The 24,062-nt window shown below is 58.3% G+C and carries 21 protein-coding genes; 2 read left to right on the top strand and 19 right to left on the bottom strand.

The window, feature by feature from the left end:
- From AC0TOF_RS18730 to AC0TOF_RS18760, 7 genes are all read right to left on the bottom strand, one after another.
- Entirely contained in the window at positions 1 to 1,014 is a 1,014-nt protein-coding gene (locus AC0TOF_RS18730; RefSeq protein ID WP_122002370.1) for an alpha-ketoacid dehydrogenase subunit beta, read from the bottom strand.
- Positions 1,015 to 1,017: 3 nt separating this feature from the next.
- Positions 1,018 to 2,250: a thiamine pyrophosphate-dependent enzyme gene (locus tag AC0TOF_RS18735; RefSeq protein WP_473769358.1), complete on the bottom strand. Its 1,233-nt coding sequence runs from the start codon at positions 2,248 to 2,250 to the stop codon at positions 1,018 to 1,020.
- Positions 2,251 to 2,819: 569 nt separating this feature from the next.
- Positions 2,820 to 3,821 (bottom strand): ABC transporter ATP-binding protein, encoded by a 1,002-nt coding sequence (locus tag AC0TOF_RS18740; protein ID WP_473769359.1) that lies wholly within the window; start codon positions 3,819 to 3,821, stop codon positions 2,820 to 2,822.
- A 13-nt stretch (positions 3,822 to 3,834) separates the two neighbouring features.
- Positions 3,835 to 4,905: a Gfo/Idh/MocA family protein gene (locus tag AC0TOF_RS18745; protein WP_473769360.1), complete on the bottom strand. Its 1,071-nt coding sequence runs from the start codon at positions 4,903 to 4,905 to the stop codon at positions 3,835 to 3,837.
- Positions 4,902 to 5,741, bottom strand: a complete 840-nt coding sequence (locus AC0TOF_RS18750) for a carbohydrate ABC transporter permease (protein WP_121981531.1) — start codon at positions 5,739 to 5,741, stop codon at positions 4,902 to 4,904. Before AC0TOF_RS18750 ends, AC0TOF_RS18745 begins: the two co-directional genes overlap by 4 nt.
- 10 nt (positions 5,742 to 5,751) lie before the next feature.
- Positions 5,752 to 6,696 (bottom strand): carbohydrate ABC transporter permease, encoded by a 945-nt coding sequence (locus tag AC0TOF_RS18755; protein WP_122002366.1) that lies wholly within the window; start codon positions 6,694 to 6,696, stop codon positions 5,752 to 5,754.
- Between the two features lie 253 nt (positions 6,697 to 6,949).
- A complete protein-coding gene (locus AC0TOF_RS18760) occupies positions 6,950 to 8,209 on the bottom strand; it encodes an ABC transporter substrate-binding protein (RefSeq protein ID WP_473769361.1) in 1,260 nt (419 codons plus the stop codon).
- Positions 8,210 to 8,559: 350 nt separating this feature from the next.
- On the opposite strand from AC0TOF_RS18760, the gene AC0TOF_RS18765 reads away from it, so the two are divergent.
- Positions 8,560 to 9,447, top strand: a complete 888-nt coding sequence (locus AC0TOF_RS18765) for a glucosamine kinase nucleotide-binding domain-containing protein (RefSeq protein ID WP_473769362.1) — start codon at positions 8,560 to 8,562, stop codon at positions 9,445 to 9,447.
- A complete protein-coding gene (locus AC0TOF_RS18770; RefSeq protein WP_121981535.1) occupies positions 9,444 to 10,214 on the top strand; it encodes a GntR family transcriptional regulator in 771 nt (256 codons plus the stop codon). Before AC0TOF_RS18765 ends, AC0TOF_RS18770 begins: the two co-directional genes overlap by 4 nt.
- A gap of 50 nt (positions 10,215 to 10,264) precedes the next feature.
- On the opposite strand, the gene cydX is transcribed toward AC0TOF_RS18770, so the two are convergent.
- The 12 genes from cydX to AC0TOF_RS18830 form a co-directional block, all read right to left on the bottom strand.
- Positions 10,265 to 10,420 (bottom strand): cytochrome bd-I oxidase subunit CydX, encoded by a 156-nt coding sequence (cydX, locus tag AC0TOF_RS18775; protein WP_122002363.1) that lies wholly within the window; start codon positions 10,418 to 10,420, stop codon positions 10,265 to 10,267.
- Between the two features lie 28 nt (positions 10,421 to 10,448).
- The gene (cydB, locus tag AC0TOF_RS18780; protein ID WP_473769363.1) at positions 10,449 to 11,603 is read right to left on the bottom strand and encodes a cytochrome d ubiquinol oxidase subunit II; all 1,155 of its coding nucleotides are present in this window, start codon (positions 11,601 to 11,603) and stop codon (positions 10,449 to 10,451) included.
- Positions 11,604 to 11,608: 5 nt separating this feature from the next.
- Complete coding sequence (locus AC0TOF_RS18785) at positions 11,609 to 13,186, bottom strand: cytochrome ubiquinol oxidase subunit I (RefSeq protein ID WP_473769364.1); 1,578 nt, start codon at positions 13,184 to 13,186, stop codon at positions 11,609 to 11,611.
- A gap of 137 nt (positions 13,187 to 13,323) precedes the next feature.
- Complete coding sequence (gene cydC / locus AC0TOF_RS18790; protein WP_473769365.1) at positions 13,324 to 15,006, bottom strand: thiol reductant ABC exporter subunit CydC; 1,683 nt, start codon at positions 15,004 to 15,006, stop codon at positions 13,324 to 13,326.
- On the bottom strand, positions 15,003 to 16,751 hold the full coding sequence (gene cydD / locus AC0TOF_RS18795) for a thiol reductant ABC exporter subunit CydD (RefSeq protein ID WP_473769366.1): 1,749 nt from the start codon (positions 16,749 to 16,751) through the stop codon (positions 15,003 to 15,005). The genes cydC and cydD overlap by 4 nt, the downstream gene beginning before the upstream one ends.
- Positions 16,748 to 17,332, bottom strand: coding sequence for a GbsR/MarR family transcriptional regulator (locus AC0TOF_RS18800; protein WP_473769367.1), 585 nt, complete (start codon positions 17,330 to 17,332; stop codon positions 16,748 to 16,750). The genes cydD and AC0TOF_RS18800 overlap by 4 nt, the downstream gene beginning before the upstream one ends.
- Before the next feature lie 392 nt (positions 17,333 to 17,724).
- Positions 17,725 to 18,078 carry a monovalent cation/H(+) antiporter subunit G gene (gene mnhG / locus AC0TOF_RS18805; protein ID WP_122002359.1) on the bottom strand — a complete coding sequence of 118 codons (354 nt, stop codon included), beginning with the start codon at positions 18,076 to 18,078 and terminating at the stop codon, positions 17,725 to 17,727.
- Positions 18,075 to 18,356, bottom strand: coding sequence for a K+/H+ antiporter subunit F (locus tag AC0TOF_RS18810; RefSeq protein WP_109988767.1), 282 nt, complete (start codon positions 18,354 to 18,356; stop codon positions 18,075 to 18,077). Before AC0TOF_RS18810 ends, mnhG begins: the two co-directional genes overlap by 4 nt.
- Entirely contained in the window at positions 18,353 to 18,865 is a 513-nt protein-coding gene (locus tag AC0TOF_RS18815) for a Na+/H+ antiporter subunit E (protein ID WP_473769368.1), read from the bottom strand. Before AC0TOF_RS18815 ends, AC0TOF_RS18810 begins: the two co-directional genes overlap by 4 nt.
- Positions 18,862 to 20,490, bottom strand: coding sequence for a monovalent cation/H+ antiporter subunit D (locus AC0TOF_RS18820; protein ID WP_122002406.1), 1,629 nt, complete (start codon positions 20,488 to 20,490; stop codon positions 18,862 to 18,864). Before AC0TOF_RS18820 ends, AC0TOF_RS18815 begins: the two co-directional genes overlap by 4 nt.
- Positions 20,491 to 20,492: 2 nt before the next feature.
- On the bottom strand, positions 20,493 to 20,831 hold the full coding sequence (locus AC0TOF_RS18825; protein ID WP_121981542.1) for a Na+/H+ antiporter subunit C: 339 nt from the start codon (positions 20,829 to 20,831) through the stop codon (positions 20,493 to 20,495).
- Positions 20,831 to 23,746 carry a monovalent cation/H+ antiporter subunit A gene (locus AC0TOF_RS18830; protein ID WP_473769369.1) on the bottom strand — a complete coding sequence of 972 codons (2,916 nt, stop codon included), beginning with the start codon at positions 23,744 to 23,746 and terminating at the stop codon, positions 20,831 to 20,833. Before AC0TOF_RS18830 ends, AC0TOF_RS18825 begins: the two co-directional genes overlap by 1 nt.
- Positions 23,747 to 24,062: the final 316 nt, after the last annotated feature.

Raw genomic sequence — 24,062 nt, forward strand, 5'->3', positions numbered from 1 at the left:
TCAAGCTTCCATGATCGATGTAAGCGCGCGGCCCACCCGGTCCGGGCCGGGGAAATAGGCCCACTCCTGCGCATGCGGATAAGGCGTATCCCATCCGGTGACGCGGATGATCGGCGCCTCCAGATGATAGAAACAATCGCGCTGCACGAGAGCGGCAAGTTCCGCGCCATAGCCGCAGGTCAACGTCGCTTCGTGCACGATCACGCAGCGCCCGGTCTTTTTCACCGACGCCATGATGGTCTCGGTATCGAGCGGAAGCAACGTGCGGAGATCAATCACTTCAGCGTCGACGCCGGTTTCCTCGGCGGCTGCAAGCGCCACATGAACCATCGTGCCATAGGCGAGCACCGTCACATCGCTGCCTTCGCGGCGAATAGCAGCCTTGCCGAGCGGCACGGTGTAATAGCCTTCCGGCACATCGCCGAGATCATGCTTTTTCCACGATGTTACCGGGCGGTCATGATGCCCGTCGAAAGGCCCATTATAAAGGCGCTTGGGCTCGAACATGATGACCGGGTCCGGGTCTTCGATCGCTGCAAGCAAAAGCCCCTTTGCGTCGGCAGGCGTGGACGGCATGACGGTTTTCAGCCCCGATACGTGGGTGAACAAGGCCTCTGGGCTTTGACTGTGCGTCTGTCCGCCATAGATGCCGCCGCCGGAAGGCATGCGGATGACGATAGGACAGGTGAACTCGCCCGCAGAGCGATAGCGCAGGCGTGCCGCTTCCGAGACGATCTGGTCATAGGCCGGATAGACATAGTCAGCGAACTGCACTTCGATGCAGGGGCGAAGGCCATAGGCGGCCATGCCGATGGCAGTGCCGACAATGCCAAGCTCGCTGATCGGCGCGTCGAAGCAGCGCTCCTTGCCGTATTTCTTCTGGAGGCCAGCCGTGCAGCGGAAAACGCCGCCGAAATAGCCCACATCCTCGCCGAACACGACGACGTTTTTGTCGCGCTCCATGGCGATATCGTGGGCGTTCTGGATCGCCTCGATCATTGTCATTCTCGTCATGAATTAAAACCCCGCTTCCTGGCGCTGGCGGATAAGATGCGGCGGCGTTTCAGCATAGACATCCTCGAACATGTCGCGCATGGATGGCTTGCGGCCGTCATGCAGCGTGCCAATGGCTTCCGCCTCGCGCTGTGCAGCCACCACAAGGTCCATCACTTCGGCCTCTGCCTGCTTGTGACGCTCATCCGACCAGACGCCGCGCTTGATAAGATGATTTTTCAGCCGCAGGATCGGATCGCCAAGCGGCCATGCATCGCTTTCGGCCTTGGGGCGATAGGCGGAAGGATCGTCCGAGGTGGAATGCCCGCCAGCGCGATAGGTCACATATTCGATAATGGTCGGCCCGAGATTGCGGCGCGCGCGTTCCACTGCCCATTTGGCAACCGCATGAACGGCCAGATAATCATTGCCGTCAACGCGGAGCGCGGGAATGCCGAAGCCATGGCCGCGTGCAGCAAACGTGCCGGAACCGCCGCGCGCAATGCCCTGAAAGGTGGAAATGGCCCACTGGTTGTTGACGATGTTCATCACCACCGGGGCCTTGTAGGTCGAGGCAAAAACCAAGGCCGCATGGAAATCGCTTTCGGCTGTGGAGCCGTCGCCGATCCATGCGGCGGCGATCTTCGTATCGTGGCTGATGGCCGACGCCATAGCCCAGCCGACGGCCTGCGTATATTGCGTCGCCAGATTGCCGGAAATGGTGAAGAAGCCATGCTCCTGCGACGAATACATCACCGGGAGCTGGCGGCCTTTCAACGGATCCTGTTCGTTGGAGAAAATCTGGTTCATCATGGTGACGAGCGGATAGTCGTCAGCAATAAGCAGACCGGCCTGACGATAGGTCGGGAAATTCATGTCGCCCTTGCGGAGCGCCTTACGGAAAGCGCAACTTACCGCCTCCTCGCCCAGATGCTGCATGTAGAACGAGGTCTTGCCCTGGCGCTGCGCCATCATCATGCGCGCATCATAAGCGCGCAGGATCATCATGTGGCGAAGCCCGTCTTTCAGCTCGTCATCGGTGAGCGTTCCCGCCCATGGACCGACCGCCTCGCCCTCTCGATTGAGAACACGGATGATGCTGAAAGCCAGATCGCGCATCGCTTCCGGCTTTTCATCGATCTCCGGCCTGCGCACGCTGCCCGCACGCGGGATTTTGACATGGGAGAAATCCGGCACGTCACCCGGACGCCATTCCGGCTCGGGAACATGCAGGGATAGTACGACATCATCGCTCATGCGGGGAACCCTCGAAACTGGCCTCGCCACTGGCCTCGCAAATTTACGGTATGTCGAACGGGGGATTTCAAACTGGTTCCGGAGCCTCCGGAAACACTTTCGGCGCGTGATTGCCACTCCGCCGATCTTGCTCCTCCCATGCGACATGGCGCCGATTTCCTCCTTCGGCACCATCCGCATTCAGGGTGGAACGGGTTCAAAAATAAAGCAAGATTATTTTTCGGTTGCTTCGGCACTCTTTTGTGAAACCGGTTCGCCCATGCTTCACAACGGCCCAGCATACACTGGACGAAACAAGCTTATTTCCGTGGTTTAGATGGGATTTTAAGTGGAAAGTTTCGTTATCGTGTGCCGCAATATTATTGCTCATGATTGACGAAAACGTCAGTACTCGATGGTACTGTTTCTATCTATTACAGCGTATTCTCTTCTTGCTCAGAGAGGACATGAGGCGTTTTGTCCGTCGGCGGATGGCAAAAACTCCACACCCGGGACGGTGCCGATTCTCTGAAAAAGAAAAGCCGCACCTGCGAGGGTACGGCTTTGTCAGACAATATGAAATGACCGGTTCAGCGGATCGCGTTGCCGTTCGCATCGAACCGGTGCACCTTGCCGTCGTCGGGCGTGATGAAGATCACGTCGTCCTCATTGTAGTGGTGTTCGCCGAACAGCCGCACCGTTATCAGGCCAGCTGCTTCGGTTTCCACGTAAAGGATCGTATCGGCGCCGAGATGTTCGGCATGGATGACCTTGCCTTTCCATCTGCCGCTGTCGCGGCTGACGGAAATATGCTCGGGCCGGATACCGACCGTTTTCGCTCCGGCGTCGCCGATGCGGGCACCATCGACGAAATTCATCTGAGGCGAACCGATAAAGCCCGCGACAAACAGATTGTCCGGCTTGTTGTAGAGCTCCATCGGCGAGCCGACCTGCTCGATACGACCGGCATTAAGAACCACGATGCGGTCAGCCAGCGTCATGGCCTCGACCTGATCGTGCGTGACATAGATCATTGTCGCCTTGAGTTCGCGATGCAGCTTGGCAATCTCGAGCCGCGTCTGAACACGAAGTGCTGCATCGAGGTTCGACAGCGGTTCGTCGAACAGGAACAGTTCCGGTTCTCGCACCAGTGCACGGCCGATGGCGACGCGCTGGCGCTGGCCGCCCGACATTTCAGCCGGGCGCCGCCCCAGATATGGATCGAGCGACAGCATGGCGGAAGCTTTCGAAACGCGCGTTTCAATCTCTGCCTTGGGCGTGCCTGCCTGCTTGAGGCCAAGCCCCATATTGTCCTTCACCGTCAAATGCGGGTAAAGCGCATAGGACTGGAACACCATGGCGATGCCGCGCTTGGAAGGCGGCGTGACGGTTACATCATCGCCATTGATGAGTACCTGACCGGAGGAAACGTCCTCCAGACCGGCGATGGAACGCAGCAGTGTTGACTTGCCGCAGCCGGAAGGGCCGACGAAGATGATGAACTCCCCGTCCCGCACTTCCAGATTGATATCCTTCAGGACTTCCTGCGCACCGTAGCGCTTGTGTACCGATTTGAGTAGCAGCGATCCCACGTATCAAATTCCCTTATAGCTTTACCGGCTTGCCGGTGCGCACACTTTCATCCGCCGCAAGGCAGATGCGCAGCGATTGCAGCGCGTCATCCATATGGCGGTTGAGATCGATATCCTCGCGGATGGCCTTGAGCATATAGGCCTGCTCGCGTTCGCACAGTTCCTGATGACCCGGTTCATCCGCCATGGAGAGATCCGTATCGGGTTTCAGGAACTTGCCATCGGCCCCACGCTCGGCACGGTGAACGCGGATGGTCGAGGTCTTGGTATGCGCGTCCACATCGTCGGATTTGGTCACGGCCTCGTTCATGACGATGGAAACGCAGCCATTCGGCGAAATCACATCCTTCACGAAGAAGGCGGTCTCGGACATCATCGGACCCCAGCCCGCCTCATACCAGCCGACCGTGCCGTCATCGAACAGCACTTGCAGATGGCCATAATTATACATGTCCGGCTTGATCTCGTCGGAGAGGCGCAGGCCCATGCCGCGCACTTCCACAGGCTTTGCGTCGGTGATCTGGCACATGACGTCCACATAATGCACGCCGCAATCGACGATGGGCGACGTGGTGTTCATCAGGTTCTTGTGCGTTTCCCAGGTGGCGCCGCTGGACTGCTGGTTGAGGTTCATGCGGAAGACATAAGGTCCGCCGAGCTGGCGCGCCTCGGAGATAAGCCGCATCCATGATGGATGATGGCGCAGGATATAGCCGATGACGAGCTTGCGTGCGTTGGCGCGCGCGCAGTCGATCACGCGGCGCGCATCTTCAACCGTGGTTGCCAGCGGCTTTTCCACGAACACGTGCGCGCCCTGCTCCATCGCGGCGATGGCATAATCCGCATGGCTTTCCGAATAGGTGGCGACACAGGCGAGATCGGGCTTCAGTTCCTTCAATGCTTCGTGGAAGGAAGGATGGATTTCATAGCCCGCCAGTTCGTCCGGCACCGCAACCTTGGTGCGATTGACGAGGCCGACGATCTCGAAACCGGGATTGCGGTGATAGGCGAGCGCATGGCTGCGCCCCATATTGCCGAGGCCGGCGGAAAGTACACGGACAGGATTTTGCATTGCAGAACTCATTTTACAGCCCCCGCGGTAATGCCGCGGATCAGCTGCCGCGAGAAGAGAACATAGAGGATGAGGATCGGGAACATCGCCAGTGAAAGGGCCGACAGGACGGCATTCCAGTTGGTGACGAACTGACCGATGAAAAGCTGCGAACCAAGCGTCACCGTCTTGGTGGCTTCACTTGGCGCCAGGATCAGCGGGAACCAGAGATCGTTCCAGATCGGGATCATGGTGAACACGGCGACGGTTGCCATGGCAGGCCGGATCAATGGCAGCACCAGCTTGAAGAAGATCGCATATTCCGACATGCCGTCTATTCGCCCGGCATTCTTCAAATCGTCGGATACGGTTCGCATGAATTCCGACAGGATGAAGATCGCCAGCGGCAGCCCTTGCGCGGTATAGACGAGGATGAGCGCCGTCAGCGTATTGACCAGCCCCGCCGCCACCATGCCTTGCAGCAACGCAACCGTGCCGAGCCTGATGGGGATCATGATGCCGATGGCCAGATAGAGCCCCATCAGCGTGTTACCCTTGAAGCGGTATTCGGCGAGCGCGAAGGCTGCCATCGCTCCAAACAGGATCACGAAGAAAATGCTGGCCACGGTAACGATGGTGCTGTTCTGAAAATAGGTCAGAAACGAGCCCTGCTTCAGAACCGTTTCATAACCGATGAGGCTGAAGCTTTCCGGGGTCGGAAACTGCAAGGGCGTGCGGAAGATCGCATTGCGGTCCTTGAAGGAGTTGATCAGCGTCAGCGCCACCGGAAACACGGCGATCAGCATATAGAAGATCAGAGCCGCATGAACGAGAGTGGTGCGAAGGGGCGATGTGCGTGCTTTCGACATGGTCTCGTCCTCAGAACTGATAGCGGCGCATGCGGCGCTGGATGCCGAACAGATAGAGCGACACGCCTGCCAGAATGATGAGGAACATCACGGCGGCGATGGTCGCGCCCATCGACGGATTGCCAAGCTGCAATTGGAAGCCGAAGAAAGTGCGATAAAGGAACGTGCCCAGAATATCTGTCGACTTGTCCGGCCCTGCCAGCGCGCCCTGCATCGAATAGACGAGGTCGAACGCGTTGAAGTTGGCAACGAAGGTCATCACGGAGATCAGGCCGATGGATGGCAGGATCAGCGGCAGCTTGATCTTGAAGAACTGGCTCCAGCCAGTGATGCCGTCGCATTCCGCCGCCTCGATGATTTCATCGGGAATGTTGAGAAGGGCCGCGTAGATCAGCATCATCGGAATGCCGACGAACTGCCAGACTGAGACGAGCGACACGGTGACAAGCGCCGTATCAGCCTTGCCGAGCCAAGGGCCGAACAGCCATTTCAGGCCCACCAAATCCATCATCCATGGGGCCACGCCCCAGATCGGCGACAGGATCAGTTTCCAGATAAAGCCGACGATCACGAAGGACAGCAGCGTCGGAAGAAAGATTGCCGTGCGGTAGAAGGCGGCGAAACGCAGCTTCGGCAGCGACAGCATGGCGGCCAGCAGAATGCCGATCGGATTTTGAACCAGCATGTGAATGCAGAAGAATATAAAGTTGTTTTTCAACGCATTCCAGAAATCGCGCGACCAGTTCGGATCGCCGAAAAGTGCCTGGAAATTCGCAAACCCCACGAAAGTGCGCTGTCCGTCGACGACATTGAAGAATGCCTGCCGCAAGGTCTCGATCAGCGGCAGCACCATGACGGCCGTGTAGATCAGGACGCAAGGCAGAAGGAATACAAGTATATGCCAACGCCTCGGGCGCTTGTGCACGATACCTGTCACGTCGGCAGATTGGCTCATATAGACTTCGCTCTTCAACAACATCTCCAGCAAGTGCGTAAAGCGAACATCTGGAAATGCATAAACTGATGGTTAGCGCTTTCGATTGCGAGAATGCGTACGAACCGGGGAACTTTGCTCCCGTCCCTGCATGCTCGCGTCATGTTTTAACCTGACACGGATTGCACCGATTGCAAAACGGCATGTCCATGCGCCAGGCGAAAAGATATGGGCGGCGCGCCCCCGCGATCGCCGCCCATAAAGCCCCGCGTTTTTACTTCGCAGGCTTGTACCAGCTGTCGAGACCTTCCTGCAGCTTCTTCGCAGCGTCTTCCGGCGTCACGGTGCCGTTGATGACGTTGGCCGACTGAACCCAGGTTTCATTCTCAAGGTTCGGCGTGCCACGCGACAGGATCTGGTAGGTCGAGCGAATGGTCGGCTTGCACTTTTCACGCCAGGAAACGAATTCCTGCGCCAGCGGATCGCTCATCTTCACAGCCGTCGAGTTCAGGCTGAAGAAGCCCGGCAGCGCATTGGCATAGATTTCCGCGAATTCAGGCGAAGAGACCCAGTTCAGGAACACCTTTGCCTGCTCTGCGTGCTTGCTCGAAGCGTTGAGACCGAGGCCGATGTCGTTGTGGTCGGAGATGTAGCAGGTGTCGCCTGCATTCTTGACCGGCGGCGGGAAGGCTCCCATCTTGAACTGTGCCTGCGTGTTGAACAGGCCGATTTCCCACGATCCAGCCGGATAGATGGCTGCGCGGCCGAGGGTAAACAGGTTCTGGCTGTCCGGGTAGGTCTGCGCCTCGAAACCGTCGCCCAGATAATCCTTCCACTTGGCAAGAACCTTGAACGGTTCGACCCATGGCTCGTCGGTCAGCTTCTGTTTGCCGGCGATCAGCGCCTTGCGGCCTTCCTCGCCCTTCCAGTAGGTCGGGCCGATATTCTGGTAGCCCATGGTTGCGGCTTCCCACATATCCTTCGTGCCCATGGCCATCGGGATATAGTTGCCGTCTGCCTTGATCTTTTCCAGAACTTCGAAGAATTCGGCTTCCGTGGCCGGGGCCTTGAGGCCGAGCTTGTCGAAGGCTTCCTGATTGTAGATGAAACCGTGAATGACCGAGGCCATCGGTACGCAGAAGGTCTTGGAACCGTCGTCGGTGGTCCAGGCGGACTTGGCGACGTCGGAGAAGTTCTTCATGCCTTCCAGATCAGTCAGGTCGGCGAGCTTGCCCTTGTTGAACAGCTCAAGCGAGGTGTCGAACGGACGGCAGGAAATGAGGTCTCCACCGGAACCTGCATCGAGCTTGGCATTGAGGGCCGCGTTATATTCGGTCGGCGCGCTCGGTGCGAAGTTGATCTTGATGCCGGGATTCTTGGCTTCAAAAGCCGGAATGATTTTTTCCTGCCAGATTTGCAGGTCATCGTTACGCCAGCTTTCAACCGTCAGCGTAACGTCCTCGGCCAGCGCAGCCGATCCCGACGCCAGAAGCGTGGAACCCAGCAGCATGAGTTTGAACGTATTACGAACCATTTGACCTTCTCCCGTTTTTTTGAGCGCGGATGCGCAAAAGAGGCGAAAGCACGCCAGACCACTTCGGTACGATCATTCCTCGCGTTACGGGAAAAGCACCGGCCCCCGCCGGTTGTCTCCATCCCAAACCCGCGTGATCCTCGCCCTCAGCGGCATCGCGCTCCCCTTCTGCTGAAATTAATGCCAAAAACGTACCAATTGTCCAGAGAAGTTTACAACTTTCGCGCATAAAAATTTAAAACGGTCATTTTTCCCGAATTATTTCAACATATTAATCATTTTTTTCACAAGCCGACAAATCTGCTTGGTTAATGGTATTTTTTTGGTATCTTCAAGCTGGAGGTATCTTCATGACTGAATTCTTCATTGGCGTTGATGGCGGCGGCACCGGATGCCGCGCTGTTGTAGCCGGTAGCGATGGTGCGATTCTGGGTTCGGGACGCAGCGGCTCTGCCAATATCGTCACCGATCCACAGACGGCCTTGATCAATGTGATCGGGGCGATCGACAACGCTTTTGAGGATGCCGGACTGGACAAGGTGCATTATGCAACCAGTCACGCGGTTCTCGGCCTCGCTGGCGGCAATGTCGTCGGCGCAGGCCTTCCGATAGAGCGGGGCCTTCCCTTCGCGCACTCCAATGTAGAATTTGACGGGGTGATCGCCCTGCAGGGCGCGCTTGGCGATCAGGACGGTATCGTTGCCATTCTAGGCACCGGTACGGCCTATATCACGCGCCGAAACGGCCATATTCATTCGGTCGGCGGCTGGGGTTTCCCCTTGAGCGATCTCGGCAGCGGCGCGCGGCTTGGTCAAAGCCTGCTGCAGGAAAGCCTGCTTGTGCATGATGGCATCCATCCGCGCACGCGCCTGACCACCGACCTTCTCGATGAGTTCGACAATAATCCCGACAATCTGGTTGAATTCGCCTGGACGGCAAAACCCGGCGACTTCGGCAAATATGCTCCTCGTGTTTTCCAGTATGCCAGCGAAGGCGACGACACGGCACGCATGCTGCTGGAACGTTCCGCCGGTTATATCAGCGAAACGCTCGACATGCTGATCAAACAGGGTGCCGAACGCATCAGCCTGCTTGGCGGCATGGCGCCGCTCTATGTGGAATGGCTGCCGCCCCATCAGCAGAAACTTCTCGTCAAGCCTGCAGCGGATGCTTTAACCGGCGCCTTACAGCTCGCACTGAAGCGATATGGGCCGCAAAATGGAAAGGCGCGTGAATGAGCGGAAATTTCAGCGCCTTCCTGCCCAAGAACCTGCAAGGTTCCGCCCCGTCTTCCGGGGGCCCTCTTTACATGCAGCTGCGCCAATCGCTGGAAGCTGCGATCCGCGCCGGACAACTGGTCGACGGCGAAGCTCTGCCGCCGGAACGCGACATTGCCGAATATGCCAATATAAGCCGCGTCACGGTACGCAAGGCCGTGGACGATCTGGTGAAGGCCGGGCTTCTCGTGCGCCGCCATGGTTCTGGTACATTCGTCGTGCGTCCGAGCGAGCGAGTGCAGCAATCGCTTTCGATGCTGACCTCCTTTACGGAAGACATGGCACGTCGCGGCATTACCACGCAATCCAAATGGCTGGAACGCGGCCTTTATTATCCCTCGCCGGAAGAAATGATGAAACTCGGTGTTTCCTCTGAAACCCGCGTTGCCCGCCTTGGCCGTCTGCGCATGGCGAGCGATCTGCCGCTGGCGATCGAACGAGCCAGCCTTTCAAGCGAAATCCTGCCCGACCCGGACGTAGTCAAGGGATCGCTTTATGCCGAACTGAGCCGCACCGGCTTTCGGCCTGTTCGTGCTGTCCAGCGCATCGCTGCCTGCAACATCAAAGATCCGGACGCGCGCATTCTCGGCGTCAAGGAAGGAGATGCGGGCTTGTCCATCGAGCGCATTTCCTATCTGCCGTCTGGCCGCGTCGTTGAATTTACAAAATCGCTCTATCGTGGCGATGCCTATGATTTTGTGGCGGAGCTGACGATACCGCAGCCTTGAGCCGGAAGTACCAATGAAAACGGCCCGTTTCCGGGCCGTTTTCCTTCGCTTCAATGATGTTTCTTGCCTTCGCGCGCCAGTTCCGCAGTCGGATCTGCGGCGAGACGCTTACGCGCCCGGTCGTCCATCAACTCGTACCACATGGCATTGAGTACCGCGAAAGCGGCTGCAAGCGGGAGCCCCAATAACCAGGAAAAATACCACATTTTGTTTCCTTTCCGATTAGAGCGGTTTCTAGTAGGCGTGATTGCTGTCATCTTCGATCATGTTCTTGTCCACCTTGCCCCACAGAACCTTGTAGACCCAGGATGTGTAGGCGACGATCAGCGGAAGGAAGATGATCGTCACAACCAGCATGATGAACAGTGTCATATGGCTGGAAGACGAATCCCACACCGTCAGGCTTGCACGGGGATCGATTGACGACGGCAGGATGAACGGGAACATCGATACGCCCACCGATGAAATGATGCCGAAGATCGACAGCTTTCCAAACAGAAGCGGTGCAATTTCCCGGCGGCTGCGCAGTGTCACAAAGACCGCCAGCGCTCCCAGAATGCCAAGCGCCGGAGCGATCAGCAGGACTGGATAGTTCGCATAATTGGCAAACCATGCCCCGTGATCCAGTTCCACTGTCTTGCGCAGCGGATTGGACGGTCCATCCGTGACGATGGCGCTCGTGATCCGGTAGCCCGAAATCCAGAACCAGCTGACGACGCCAGCCAGCACATAGAGCAGGATCGTCAGAAGGGCCGCGATGCTGCCATAGGACCGCGCGCGCGCCTGGACATCGCCGGTCGTCTTCAGCACCAGCCATGAAGCGCCATGCATGGAGAGCATCGTCACCGAAAGCACGCCGCAAAGCAGCGCGAACGGATTGAGCAGACCGAAGAACGAGCCTTCGTAGAATATCTGGAGGTCGTCAGCCAGACGGAACGGGATGCCCTGCAGGACGTTGCCAACGGCAACACCAAAGATGAGGGCAGGAACGAAACCGCCGATGAACAGCGCCCAGTCCCAACCTCTTTTCCATGTCTCGCTGTCACGCTTGGAGCGATATTTGAAGCCGACCGGACGCAGGATGAGTGCGAACAGGATGGCAAACATCGCCAGATAGAAGCCCGAGAAGGACACCGCATAGAGCGGTGGCCAGGCGGCGAAAATGGCACCGCCGCCAAGGATCAACCAGACCTGGTTGCCTTCCCAGACCGGGCCAATCGTATTGATGATGATGCGCCGCTCGACATCGGTTTTGCCAATGGCGGGTAGGAGAATGTCGACGCCGAGGTCAAAACCGTCCATCGCGGCAAAGGCGATCAGCAATACACCGAGCAGCAACCACCAGATGATGCGCAGGGTTTCATAGTCCAACAAATCGCTGAGTATCATGATCCTTACTCCGCAGGTGCTATGCTGGCCGGGGCGAGAACTGCTTCCGGCTTGCTGTCGGGTTCAGGTCCAGCCTTGATGGCGCGGATCATCAGGCCCATCTCGATGATGAAGAGAACCGTATAGATCGCCACGAAACCAAGTATCGTCAGCAATACGGTGGATGCTCCGAGATTCGAAACGCCGATTGCCGTGGGCAATATGCCTTCGATGACCCAGGGCTGGCGACCGAACTCCGCGACGACCCAGCCCATTTCGGCTGCGATCCAGGGCAGCGGTATCGCAAACACGGCAATCCGAAGCAGGAACGGGTAGCGGTCGAGCGCGCGGCGTGCGGACAGCACGAAGAATGTGCCGGTCAGCAAGATCAGCAGAAAGCCGATACCCACCATGATGCGAAACGCCCAGAACAGGGGCAGGACGCCGGGAACCGTGTCGTTGGCTGCCTGCGTGATCTGCTCGTCGGTTGCCTGACGCGGATCATCGACATAGCGCTTCAGCAGGAGCGCATAGCCCATCCACTGGCTGTTATCGGCAAAAACGTCCTTTACGTCCTGCGGAACGGCGCTCGTATCGCCCGCCGCGCGGATTTTCTGCAAGGCGTCATAGGCGACGATACCGTTCCTGATATGGTTTTCAGCGTTCTGGACCAGATCATTGATGCCCTGGATCGGGGTCGTGAGAGAGCGGGTGCCGATCAGGCCCATGACCCATGGAATATGCACCGCGAAATGGGTTTCACGCGCCTCCTGGTTGGGGAAGCCGAACACCGTGAACGACGCCGGAGCCGGTTCCGTTTCCCACATGGCTTCGATGGCCGCAATCTTCATCTTCTGGTGTTCGTTGGCCAGATAGCCGCTTTCGTCACCGAGAACGACAACCGAAAGCGATGCAGCCAGACCGAAGGATGCCGCAATGGTCATGGAACGTTTGGCCAGTTCCACGGAACGTCCCTTGAGCAGATACCAAGCCGAGACACCGAGAACGAAAATGGCAGCGGTCACGTAGCCCGCGGAAACCGTGTGCACGAACTTGGCCTGTGCGACCGGGTTCATCAGGACTGCGAAGAAATCGGTGATTTCCATGCGCATGGTTTCGGGATTGAACGCCGATCCAACCGGATTCTGCATCCAGCCATTGGCGATCAGAATCCATAGCGCCGAGAAATTGGAACCTGCCGCGACCGCATAGGTCGCCATCAGGTGTCCAACTTTCGACAAGCGGTCCCAGCCGAAAAAGAAAAGACCGACGAAGGTTGCTTCAAGAAAGAAAGCCATAAGGCCTTCGATGGCCAGCGGCGCGCCAAAGATGTCGCCGACATAATGGCTGTAATAGCTCCAGTTCATGCCGAACTGAAATTCCATCACGATGCCCGTTGCGACGCCCATGACAAAGTTGATGCCAAACAGCGTACCCCAAAATTTCGTCATCTGCCGCCAGATGAGTCGCCCCGTCATAACGTAAACGGTTTCCATGATGGCAAGCAGCACGGAAAGACCCAAGGTCAGAGGTACGAAGAGGAAGTGATAAAGTGCCGTGATTGCAAACTGCAATCGCGACAGGGAGACAATATCGAGTTCCATCTCTTTAAGCCGGGTTGCCCGGCCCTCCTGGTGTTATGAGCTGCGCTTCCAGCGCGCCCCTTTTGAAAGCGGGCAGTTCTTGAAGACTTTCCCGCTTCAATTCCAACTACCGGTCCAAGTGCCGGTGCTGTTATCGCTTACCTCATGGTTTCGAGGATTTCGTCAAAGCGCACTGTCCCCTTACTTACGGACTCAATTAGAGCGCCTTGATTTAAAACAATGATCCGTTCACAAATTCGCGCTTCGCGGCGTATATGCGTGGCGATCAGCAGTGTGTGTGAACCGGCCCGCGCCTTGAGGCGTTCAAGAACATCCTCGGCGGTGGCACCGTCGAGACCTTCGGTCGGTTCATCCAGCAGCCAGAGCGGAACATCGGTCAGGAAAAGGCGCGCAAGGGCCAGACGTCGCGCCTGCCCGCCTGACAAACCCATGCCGCCCTCGCCCAGCATTGCGTCCAGTCCGGCAGGCAGGTCAGCGATAAACGTGCCAAGGCCAGCGGCAGTCAGCGCATCCATCAGTTCCTGATCGCCTGCATCGGCGCGCGCCAGCCGCAGATTGCCGCGTATACTGTCCTGAAAAAGCTCCGTCCGCTGCGTGAGGAGCCGTGCCGGTAGCATTGCGACGCTGCCCTGATCAGTCGGGATTTCTCCGGCGAGGAGATTGAATAGCGTCGATTTCCCCGCGCCGCTTGTGCCAACGATGGCAACGCGCTCACCGGCAGCAATATCGAGCGTGATATTTTTCAGGGCATCGCGGTCGGCACCATCACGACGAACGGACACGTCTTTCAGCTGAACGGCCCTCCCCTTCACAGGCCATTGCGGCAGTGCGGCTTTGGCCTCATCTGTCAGTTGAGGCGCGACACGCTTTGCAGCAAGTACGGTGCGGCCAAGCTCCATCGCGCCGCGCCGCAAGGCCGAAAAAGGCTCCATCGCACCCAGAATGACCAGCATTCCAAGCGCGGCCACAGGCGCGCCGATGGTTTGCGCCTGCATCAGCAATCCAACCGCCACGAGGCCACCAGCAAGCAGGGCCGCATGAACGATACCGAAACCGGTGCCGGTAACAATTTCTATGCGGTTCAGCTTGCAATCCGATGCGGCGACGTAGCCATCCGCACGAGCCAATGCCAGCTTCTGTTCCTCAAGGCGTCCCGCCATCAGAAGTTCGGTCTGCCCGGCAACAAGATCGACGGTGCGGGCGCGCAGGGCCTCCGTGCCTTTGGCGCGCTGCCGCATGGATTTTTCGGATCGGCGGGCCGCAAAAAGCGGAAGGCCAAGACCCGCGACAAGCAGGACAAGCGCTACCAGCAGCCCGAAAAGCGGATTCATTAGGCCAAGCGCGATACCAGCCACAAGGGCGGTGGCAAGCGCAGCGCCGACCGGCACCACCACACGCAGATAAAGCGAATCCAGCGCATCAATGTCTGCGGTCAGACGGAACAGGAGACGCGCCGGACGTTTCAAAAGCGTGTTCGCAGCATTCGGGCGCGCCCAGCTGCGGAACAGTTTTTCGCGAAGGGCGGCGAGGATCGCAAGCGTTGCATCATGTGTGACGAGCCGCTCGAGATAGCGGGAGCCAGTGCGCAGGATCGCCAGCAGGCGAATACCGGCAGCGGGCGCGAACACATCGAACACAACCGCCGTGGCGATGCTCAGGCCCGCAATCGCCGTTGCCGTTATGAACCAGCCCGACAGGCCAAGAAGCGCGATGCCAGCGAGAACGGTTACGGTTGCCGTCGCGATACCGGCAAGTAACGCCGTCCCTCTGGTTTGGAAGAACAGCCGCAGGATGGGCTGCAATGACTGAAAACCGTTCATTCCGCCGCCCTTCTCTGCCAAACCGGATAGTTTTCCGTGCTGCCATCCAGACGGACGATGCGATCCATCCGGCGCGCAAGAGTTTCGTCGTGAGTAGCGACGATCAGCGTCTTGCCTTTGGCAAGCTTCAGAAGGCTGTCAGCGATAAGCGTTGCCGTTTCCTGATCAAGATGCGCGGTGGGTTCATCAGCCAGAATAATATCTGCAGCCGGATCGACGGCCGCGCGGGAAAGAGCCAGCCGCAGGGCCTCGCCACCGGAAATACCGGCTCCGTTTTCGCCGATAAGGCTGTTCCCGGTGACACCCGGAACATGACCGAGCGCCATGTCGTCGATGATGGTTCTGGTGGTTTCCAGATCGGCTTGCCGGCCAAGCGTGATGTTCTGACGGGCCGAACCCGCAAAGATATGCGGCTTCTGGCCGATCCAGCTCATCCTTGCGCGAAGCGCAATTGCGGTTTCGTCGGTAAGCTCAACACCGCCGATCTCGACCCGGCCAGACTGCGGAGCCGTCAGCCCGGCGATAAGCGCCAGAATGGTGGATTTTCCATAGCCGCTTGGCGCAAGCAGCGCCACGTGCTCGCCCGCCTCGATATGAAGGTTGAATTCGTCGAGAACCGTGGCTCCGGTTCCGTAACCAAAGCCGACATTGTGCAAGGCAACTGTGGGAGTCTCGCCAATTACTGCCTGGCTTCCGCTCTTTCCGACAACCGACATGGGGTGTTCGGCAAGCTTTTCCAGCGCGTCGATAGAGGCTTCGCCTGCGGCGCGGTCGTGCCAGACGGCTGAAAGATCGCGCAGTGGTTCGAAGAATGTCGGAGACAGAAGCAGGACGAAAAGGCCTTCCGCCAAGGTCAGCTTATGGCCCCACGCTCCGAAGTCGAGCTGCCCCAGCAAATGGAAGCCGATATAGACCGCGACCATGGCGACGCCGATGGCGGCGAAAAGCTCGAGCACAGCGGACGACAGAAATGCGATGCGCAGGACCGACATTGTCTTGGAGCGCAGGGTTTCGGCGTTCTCGCGCAACCGGTTCGCGGTTGCGTCCACGGCATGGAATGTGCGGATAGTGGCAAGGCCACGCAGCCGGTCGAGCAGGAAGCCGTTCATGCCGCCAAGAGCGACCAGTTGCTTTTCGCTGGCAGCCTTTGCCCGCCAGCCGATCAGCGCCATGAAGACCGGTATCAGGGGCGCGGCCACCATAAGGACGAGCGCGGCGGCCCAGGAATACCAAAACACGACTGCAAGTATCGCCAATGGAACCAGCATGACGCGAATGCGCACGGGCACGAAGCGCGAAAGATAGGGAACGACCATCTCCGCCTGTTCGGCGAGAATACTTGCCGCCTCGCCCGATGACGGACGCGTCACATCGAGCGGTGAGCGTTGCGCAAGAGCCGAAACGGCATTGGTCCGCAACCGTGAAAGCTCCAGCCGGGCAGCATCAAATGCGTTTGCCGCGCCTGCACCGTCAAGAAGGCTGCGCAGGCAGCCAAGAATAAAGACGCCTGCCGCGCTATAATAGAGGGAAATATCGAAGCCGGTGTCGGCCAATCGTCCGATGGCAAAGGCCAGAATGCCCGCTTGCGGCAGCCACAAAACTGGTGCCAGCGCCTGAAGATATGCCCCCCGTTTCAGCAAGGACGGAACGGGACGACGTTGCGTACGGCGTGAAGCTTGTTGGTCGCCTGCCGCCTCGCCGTCTTCTGCCGTCAATGCTTCCGTTCGGGGGACAACGGATGTCACTCTCGCTTAGGCTCCTTTTTGGCCGATGTTCGCCCGCGCCCGAGCGCCACGATCCTGTCCGTGGTTTCAAGGAAGCGGGTCACCTTGGCGCCAAGCGCCAGAAGACTGGTCAAACGGTCTGTATCGAGCCGCTTGACGTCGTCGTACCAGTTGGTCAGCCTTTCGATCAGGCCGTACATGTCCTTCATGCGATCCTGCGCATAAAGATCGCTGTCACCCTTCGGCTGTTCCATCAGTATCTCACGCAGAACAGTCAGCGTGGGATCGATCTCGCGCTTCTTGCGCTCCTCGGCGAGCGTGCGCAGAATCTGCCACACATCGTCAGGTGTCGTGAAGAAATCACGGCGATCACCGGGAATGTGCTTCAGCAACACCAGATTCCAACCCTGCAACTCGCGAATGCCCATGGACACGTTCGAACGTGACACACCAAGGGCATCGACGATCTGGTCGGCGCAAAGCGGCTCAGGCGACACATAGAGCAGCGCATAGATCTGCCCCACGGTGCGGTTGATGCCCCAACGGCTGCCCATTTCTCCGAAGTGGAGCACGAACGACTGAACGATTGGCGACAATTCCAAAATGCTCTCTCCCGTAAATTCTGAATTTTCAGAAATTACTGAAATTCAGATAATTCAAATAACCCGAACCTTCAATCCGCTTGCCCCGGCGAAAGCCGGAATGGACAATTGGCCGCAGCCCCGGGGACACTCCTCCAAATGTCCCAAACACGACAGGCCACCGCTTCCGCTCCGCAGTCGATGGGCAGTCAGGCCAGGGATTCGGCAAATGGCAGATAATGTTTCCGGTCGGCAGGATAGCCGGTCTTGAAGCGAACTCCAAAACAGGTCTCCGGTCAGGCCGGAAGCAGCAGTCGCCGCTCCCATCACGGAGCAGCGGGTTTCCCCATTTGGTGCGGCGGAAAACGCAAGTTTTCCGCCCTCTCCGCACCCTCAAGCTTATACCAACAGACCTATAGCGGGTCGGAAGATGAAGGCAGCTCCTTGCTGTCCTGCGTTCTGTCGCGATGGATCACGGCGCGGCTGAGCAGCATGAGCGTTACCGGCGTTGTGACGACCACAAAGACGGTAATAAGCACTTCATGCAGAATCGGCTTCGATTGCAAGATGGAGAAAAATATAATCGACGCGATCAGGATACCGCCCGCCCCGAACGACGAGCCGAGCGTGGGAGCATGAACGCGCTCGTAGAAGCTTTTGAAGCGGACGAGGCCGATACATCCGACAAGCGTCAGGAAGGCACCGACCACCAGAAAAAAAGAGATGACGATGGCGGCCCATACGGGAAGTTCGCCGGCATTGATCATTCTATCACCTCCCCGCGCATGAGGAATTTCGAAAGCGCCACGGTGGCGACGAAACCCAAAAGGGCGATAATCAGTGCTGCCTCAAAATAGATGATGCTTCCTGTGCGTATGCCGAACGTGATCAGGAGCAGAAGCGCGTTGAGATAGAGCGCGTCGGTTGCGAGAATGCGATCCTGCGCGCGCGGGCCGACGAGCAGCCTGTAGACCGCGCAAGCCATGGCGCCGAGCAGCATCAGTTGAGCAGCAAGCAGGGACCAGAAGATGATAACTGCGCTCATACGGATTTCTCCTCTTCCATGTCTGCCGCGCCGAATATCCTGATGAGCGGCTGCTCATACCGTCCTTTGATGGTATCCCGCCACGCCTGCGCATCGTCCAGGTCAAGCACGTGGATCGTCAGCTCGCGCCTGGCGGCATTGTAATCCACCCACGCCGTACCCGGCGTCGCGGTGATTATGCAGGCAAGGACCGCAAGCGCCGTGCGGTTTTCCAGATCAAGCTGAATAACGACAAAGCCCGGACGTCGCTTGCGCCCGTTAGACAGGATGAGGCCCGCAACGGCTATATTCGATTGTAGTATGTCATAGCTTATGGCGCCAAACAGCCAGAGCATCGTCGGGATGGAACGAATATGGTTCTTCTGCGGCTGCAAGGCCGTCATGATAAGGCATGCAACGAGCGCGATGATCGCGCCGAGCAGAAGCTGCGCCCGCGTGAAGCCGTTCAAAAGCAACCAGAACAAAAGCAGCGAGGCGAACAGAAGCGGGTAAGGCAGGATTTTCTTCACTGTGCCTCCTCCGTTTGCATGCCAGCGCGCGACGCGTTGAGAACGCTGCTGATATAGGATGCAGGATTATGCAGCGAACGCGCCGTTTCATCCATGTAGCGCATCGCCGGACCGGCTGCGATTGTCAGCGCCAGACAGATTGCCAGAAGTCCTGCGATCGGCACGACTTCGCGCACCAGAACGCGCGGCACATTGCCTTCGAGCGAAGCCCAGAACGTGCGTATGCCGGTACGTGTCATCGCGATCAGTGCCGAGAGGCCGGACAGTAGAACGAGCGCAACCAGTGCCCAGCTCGCCGGACTGACAGGCATTGCAAGCTGTGGCGTCGGACCGTCACCATTGAAAACGGCTGCAAGGATGAGGAACTTGGCGATAAAGCCGGAGAATGGCGGCAAGCCGATCAGCAATATCGCGCAGATGCCGAAGAACGTGCCAAGAACAGCAAGCGTTGCAGGCAACACCGCGCCGATCTCGTCCTCGTCTTCCTCCTCCTCGTCGTCACCATAGGCTTCCATGGTAACGGCAAGAACGTTGGCGGCGGCGTCCTGCCCGCGCTCGATCAATTCGATGAGCAGGAAGAACGCCGCGATGGTGAGCGTCGAACTGACCATATAGAACAGCGCCGCGCCAGTCATCGCGGTGTTGCCGCTGCCGATGGCGGCCAGCAATGTGCCGGAAGATACGAGAATGCTGTAGCTGGCAAGCCGTCCCATCGCCTGCGATGCGACAACCCCGATCAGGCCGAAGGCAAGGGTGACCATTCCGCCGAAATAAAGCCAGTCATTGCCGAAGCCATAGGAGGAACCGGCACCGATGCCGAACATCAGCGGCGACAGGCGCAGAAGGACATAAATGCCGACCTTGCTCATGATGGCGAACACCGCCGCCACCGGCGCTGCTGCTGCGGTATAGGTCGGGGCGAGCCAGAAATTGAGCGGCCACATGCCTGCCTTGACCAGAAATGCGACACCAAGGACTGCCGCACCAGCTTCAAGCAGCATGCGATCCTCCGGCGCGACCTGCGAAATTTTCTGCGCGAGATCAGCCATGTTCAAGGTGCCGGTCACGCCATAGATCAGGCTGACCCCGATCAGGAACAGCGACGAAGCGACGAGATTGACGGCGATATAATGCATGCCAGCCTTCACGCGGGCCGGACCGGACCCATGCAGCGCAAGGCCGTAGGATGCGGCAAGCATGACCTCGAAAAAGACGAACAGATTGAACAGGTCGCCGGTCAGGAATGCGCCATTCAATCCCATCAGCAGAAGCTGAAAGATCGTATGGAAATGCGGGCTCGCCTTGTGCCAATGGGCAAGCGCGAAGCTGAGCGAAGCCATGCCAAGCAGGCTCGTCAGCACCAGCATCAGGGCCGCGAGGCGATCCAACACCAGCACGATGCCGAAAGGCGCTGGCCAGTTGCCGATCAGGTAAACCAGAGCGTCGGGCGCTTTTTCGCTCGCCATGCCTGCAAGTGTGACGGCAATCGCGATCAGCCCCAGGGTTGAGATGGAGTTGATGGCCATCTTGAGCTTGCGCTTGCGTTCGTCAAACAGCAGCAGGATAGCTGCCGTGACAAGCGGCAGGACAATCGGAGCAACGATGAGGTGCGTTTTCCAGTCCAACATCAGTTCTCCTTGCCGTCCACGTGGTCCGTACGTGTCAACCCGCGAGAAGCGAGCAGCACGACAAGGAAAAGTGCGGTCATTGCGAAACCGATGACGATGGCGGTCAGAACGAGCGCCTGCGGCACGGGATCGGTATATTGCGTGGCCTGAACGTCAACACCGCTATCGAGCACAGGAGCCGCATTGGTGCGCAGGCGCCCCATCGAGAAGATGAATAGGTTGACGGCATAGGAAACCAGCGACAGGCCGATTGCCACCTGAAAAGTGCGGGGGCGAAGGATGAGCCACACACCGGATGCCATCAGCACGCCGATTGCCAGAGCAAGAACGAGTTCCATCAGTTCTCCTCCTTCGTTGCGGCGAGCTTTTCGACACGGTGTTTACGCAGCGACTGGTGCGCGAGAGCGATCAAAACGAGCACGGTAGCCCCGACCACGAGTGTAAAGACCCCAAGATCGAACAGCAGAGCGCTGGCTGTCGGCATTTTTCCGATATGCGGTATTTCCGTATACTGGAAGAAGGTTGTCAGGAACGGATAGCCGAAGAACCACGATCCAGCGCCCGTTGCGGCGGCAAACAGCAGGCCCAGCCCGATCCAGCGCAATGGTAGAATGCGCAAGCGATCCTCCACCACGCGCGCGCCTGATGCCAGATACTGCAGCAGGAATGCGATTGCGAGCGTGATGCCAGCAGCAAACCCACCGCCCGGCAAGTCATGGCCGCGCAGGAACAAGTGCACTGCCAGCACGATGATGACCGGGAACAGCCATTGCATGATGACGGACGGCACGGCCAGATAATCGGCCAGTGTTTCACCGGCCTTGCGGTCGGGCGCTGCCTCGTCATAGGCATCCTGAATCCTCTGCTGGGCGGTCGATCCGGTCGTATCGGGCGCAGGACGGAAACGACGCAGGAGCGCAAAGACCGTAAGGCCGACAATACCGAGGACCGCGATTTCCCCAAACGTATCGAAAGCGCGGAAATCCACCAGAATGACATTCACGACATTCTTGCCACCGCCGCCCGAATAGGCGTTTTCGAGGAAATAGTCGCCGATGCTGCTGGGCGATACGCGCGTCATCACCGCATAGGCGATGGCGGCCACCCCTGCCCCGCTGCCGATGGCAAGCAGGAGATCGCGATAGCGGCGGATGCGAGGGCCAATCTGTACCGGAAGCGGATCGGGATCTTCCCAACGCTTCGGCAGCCAGCGAAGGCCGAGCAGCAGCAGAACGGTGGTGACGATTTCGACCAGCAATTGGGTCACTGCCAGGTCGGGCGCGGACAGCCAGACGAAGGTGATGCAGGTAACAAGCCCCGCCCCGCCCAGAAGAATGAGTGCAGCCAGCCGGTGAAACTTTGCCTGATAGGCCGCGCCGACGGCACAGGCCCCGCCAAGTATCCAAAGGCCGGCAAAGATAGGATCAACCGGCTGCGGACCGAGCGAACCAGATTGCAGGCCGGAGGCGAAAATCGGCCAGGCGGCGGCAAATACGGCCACCACGACAACGATACGCAGCTGCGGCTGCAAACGGCGCGTGCTGAGAAAGGCTTCGGCCTTGCGCGCCCAATTCCATGACAGGGTCACCAGAACACGCTCAAAAATACGCTGCCCCTGCAAGTGCCGGAAGAGCGGCGGGCCGTCTTCGCTGTTTGCGAGATAGTTTTTCAGCATCCAGTGCAGGAGAATGCCGCCTATCATGGCGATGATACTCATCATCAGCGGCAGATTGATGCCGTGCCAGACAGAAAGGCTATATTCCGGCGTTGCCTTGCCTAGCACCGACAGAACAGCCGAATGCAGGAACGGGCCGATAGACAGACCCGGAACGACGCCGATCAACAGGCAAAGCAAGACCAGAAGCTCGATCGGACGGCGCATCCAGTGCGGAGGCTCGTGCGGCTCGCGCGGCAGATCATGCGGCGGTGGCCCGAAGAACGTCGAATAGATAAAGCGCACGGAATAGGCGACCGTGAAGATACCCGCAATCGTGGCAACATAAGGCGTGATCGTATCGAGCCACGACGCCATGTGGGTTTCCACCGCTTCAGCGAAGAACATTTCCTTGGAAATGAAGCCGTTGAGCAGCGGCACGCCCGCCATGGCCGCGCTCGCCACCATGGCAAGCGTCGCAGTATAAGGCATGGGGCGCAACAGCCCGCTCAGCTTGCGCATGTCGCGCGTGCCGGTTTCGTGATCGATGATACCCGCCGCCATGAAGAGCGATGCCTTGAAGATCGCGTGATTGACCATGTGGAAAATCGCGGCAACGGCAGCCAGCGGACTTCCGAGGCTGAGCAGAACCGTGATCAGGCCAAGATTGCTGATAGTCGAATAGGCGAGCAGACCTTTGAGGTCCTGTTGGAAAACCGCAAAGAAACTCGCGATCAGAAGCGTTATCAGACCGGCGGAACCAACGATCCAGAACCACTCCTCAGTTCCGCTGAAAACCGGCCAAAGGCGGGCAAGCAGGAACACGCCAGCCTTCACCATGGTTGCCGAATGCAGATAGGCAGATACAGGCGTCGGCGCTGCCATGGCGTTCGGAAGCCAGAAATGGAACGGAAACTGGGCGCTCTTGGTGAATGCGCCAAGCAGGATCAGAATGAGCGCCACGCTGTAGAGCGGATGGGTCCGAACGAGGTTGCCCGCCGCCAGGACGTTGTCGAGATCGTAGCTTCCGACGATATGCCCCAGGATCAGAACGCCTGCCAGCAGACAGAAACCGCCTATGCCGGTCACCGTCAGTGCCATACGTGCTCCGTCACGGGCGCTTGCATTGTGATACCAATAGCCGATCAGCAGAAATGAGAAGATGCTGGTCAGTTCCCAGAATACCGCAAGCAAAATCAGATTGCCCGACAGAACAACGCCAAGCATCGATCCCATGAAGGACAAAAGGAACGAGAAGAACCTCGGCACCGGATCTTCCGGCGACATGTAATAGCGCGCATAAATGACGACCAGAAGGCCGATGCCCGTGATGAGCATCGCGAAAAGCCAGGCAAAGCCGTCCATCCGGAAAGTGACATTGAGCCCGTAGGCCGGAAGCCACTCCACGGTGCCGCGAAGTACCTTTCCGTCCGACACGATGGGGTAGAGGCTGGCGGTGACGATAAAGGCGACAAGCGCAATCGCTGCCGTAAACCAGGCCGAGCCGCTGCGGTCAGCCCCCCTGAACAATCCGGTTATGGCGCTGCCGAGGAATGGTAGAAGGACAAGCAGGAAAAGCATTCTGCCGTCCATCGTCATGCGCCACAGGCCTCCTAGCCGAAATCAAGGTTGATCCGAAGCAGGCACCGCTCAAGAAAACAGCAACAGAATCGCTCCGGCAAGTTGTAGAGAGGAATCATATGTCCCGATGGCCTTATTATGACGGGCCACGGAACATTATGGCAATAGCTTTCAATGGCTTATGGTGCAGATTTGAATCATTTTATGGTTCCTCTTGCCAGAAAATCTATAATTTATCGGTTGCTGCGAACCGCGATGCCTGACGATTGGACATACTCACTCGAAAATCTTTCAGTCGAATGACATAGTCTTATCGGGAAGATTGTCGCGGACA

Source organism: Ochrobactrum sp. PL_is501 (assembly GCF_055816895.1).